We start from the raw sequence: 2,240 nt of genomic DNA, 5'->3' as shown, positions 1-2,240 counted from the left end.
CGAAATTACTTGCTTCATTCTATGCGTTAACTCACTTAATACTAAAAGTGAATACAATGGTTCTGAAATTAATGAACAAGGATCAGTGTATTTAACTTGACGTGGGGAGTCATACCAACGCCCCATTAAGCGGCAAAAAATTGTTGGTTAAAATGTTGAACGCAGTGAAAACAACCAACTGTTTTTTGTCCGTTTGAATGCCTTGTTAGGTAAACATTAATGACGTAGTTAAACCGGTTATAACTTCTGAAGCCCATAAGCTGAAAAAATAAACAAATGATACAATTACCGCATGTTTATTTGAGAGCTCAAATTTAGATTTAGAACGGACAAAGACATAAAATATAGTTACCAGAATAATGGACAATAATATAATTAAATTGATTGTTGCATTTAGTTCTGTAATCCAAAGTAATAAACGTGTAGCAAATAGAACTATAAAAGGAATAGCTAAGAAGAACAAAACATCTTTGAATGTAGCTTTATTTGCAATAAATCTGTTTATTACAAAAAATAATACTATTGAAACTAAAATGACACCGAGCACAAATCTCTCCTTGTTTACCTAACGCCACGTTAAGCGGCAAAAAATTGTTGGCTAAAATTGTGAACGGAGTGAAACAGCCAACTGTTTTTTGTCCGTTTGAACGCCTTGTTAGGCAGTTTGTGCACCTAAGGTACGTATACCATTTCTATCTTAAATTTATATTCATTATTGGTTTCATATACTTTTGCAGATAATACTAAATCACTTCGACCTTCACCTAAAGTCCAAAGGTCTATAATCACATCCCAATGACTTCCCATCCAAAGGTAAATTGAAGAGTCCCATGTTTCAGCTGGTAATTCAGTTAATTCTTCACCATAGGATTCGATGTTATCTTCGATATATTTTGAATCATCAAGACTTAATGACGGCACGTTAGGTATAGTAGAATTGACTAGGTAATCTTTTTTTGAGAGTACTTTTGCAATTTGGCAAAAAACATCTCGCCATACCTGCGGTATTGGCAATTCATTTTCTTCGTCCTTGATTACTAACATTTTGATGTTCTCCATTATCTATTTTCGACTCCAAACTTCTGAACTGCCTAACGCCTCAATAAGAGGAAATTTATAGCTGGCTAAAATGTTGAACGCAGTGAAAACAGCCAGCTGAAAATTTTCCTGCTTGATTGACTTGTTATGTGCTATTTAACTCAACACTTCAAATTCTTGGGTTTTAATATTTAACTTAACAACCTGAAGTTTATCTGTATTTGTAAGAACATTAAACCTGACAAAATGTATATCATCACCTGCTGCTTGATATACCCCTTCAGTCCAAGTGATATCATTAGGTTCGTTAAATAAATCGATGCATTCTTTAGATTCAATTAGGTAAATTGTAATCCCGCAGCCACCAACAACTACAAATTTTTCATCCCAAGACAATAAAGCAGAATCAGGATTTCCATAAACCCAAGTTATTAGTTCATCCCGCTCTTCATAATCGGAAATCTTTTTCGAATTAGACTTATCTTTTAGGTAAACAGATTCATCTAATGAGTAAACCTTATAGTTCTCACTTTCAGACAAATATCTGATAGACACTCAAACTCTCCATGGCACATAACGCCTTACTAAGCGGCGCGAAATAGTTGGCTAAAATGTACGAGGAACGAGTGCTAGCCAACTGTTTAGCGTCCGTTTGAGTAACTTGTTAGCTACCAATTGCCTGCATAATAGCAGCTACATTTATAAACAAAACCATAATCATTGCTACATTTACAAAAACTAAAACACCCCAATGGCGAACAAAAGACAATAACGACAGCACATAATTAAACCATGCCTGCGAAGTAAATTGAACAATTAGAGGGCTTGATGGAATCCAAGGTTTTCTAGGAAAATGCTGAGCTGACACAAAACCAGCAAAACAAATTAAAATTAAAGAGCCAAAAATTGGAGCTAAGATATTGGCGATATACTCACCCAGCAGCGTTGATATGATAGCAATGATAAGGAATGCACCAAAGAAAAGTAAAAAGAACTTTGGGACTGAAATAGATTCAAAAAAATTAAATTTTTGAGCTAAATATTTTGGGATAAACTCCACAACACTTCCTTGGTAGCTAACGCCCATATTAAGCGGCAAATAATAGTTGGCTAAAATAGTGAGGAACGAACGACAGCCAACTGTTATTTGTCCGTTTGAATTGCTTGTTAGGTGAAGTATTTCTGTAAATACAAAACCTTAA

3 protein-coding genes are annotated in these 2,240 nt (G+C 34.6%); all 3 read right to left on the bottom strand.

What is annotated here, in order from left to right; genetic code table 11:
- Positions 1-672: 672 nt before the first annotated feature.
- On the bottom strand, positions 673-1,044 hold the full coding sequence (locus tag H4J76_RS19390; protein WP_182223025.1) for a hypothetical protein: 372 nt from the start codon (positions 1,042-1,044) through the stop codon (positions 673-675).
- A 150-nt stretch (positions 1,045-1,194) separates the two neighbouring features.
- Entirely contained in the window at positions 1,195-1,593 is a 399-nt protein-coding gene (locus H4J76_RS19385; RefSeq protein ID WP_182231132.1) for a hypothetical protein, read from the bottom strand.
- Between the two features lie 109 nt (positions 1,594-1,702).
- On the bottom strand, positions 1,703-2,098 hold the full coding sequence (locus H4J76_RS19380) for a hypothetical protein (RefSeq protein WP_182231131.1): 396 nt from the start codon (positions 2,096-2,098) through the stop codon (positions 1,703-1,705).
- Positions 2,099-2,240 lie beyond the last annotated feature (142 nt).

This window comes from Colwellia sp. BRX9-1, from assembly GCF_014077195.1.
Taxonomy (GTDB): Bacteria; Pseudomonadota; Gammaproteobacteria; order Enterobacterales; family Alteromonadaceae; genus Colwellia_A.
This window is presented reverse-complemented; position numbering and strand designations above follow the sequence as displayed.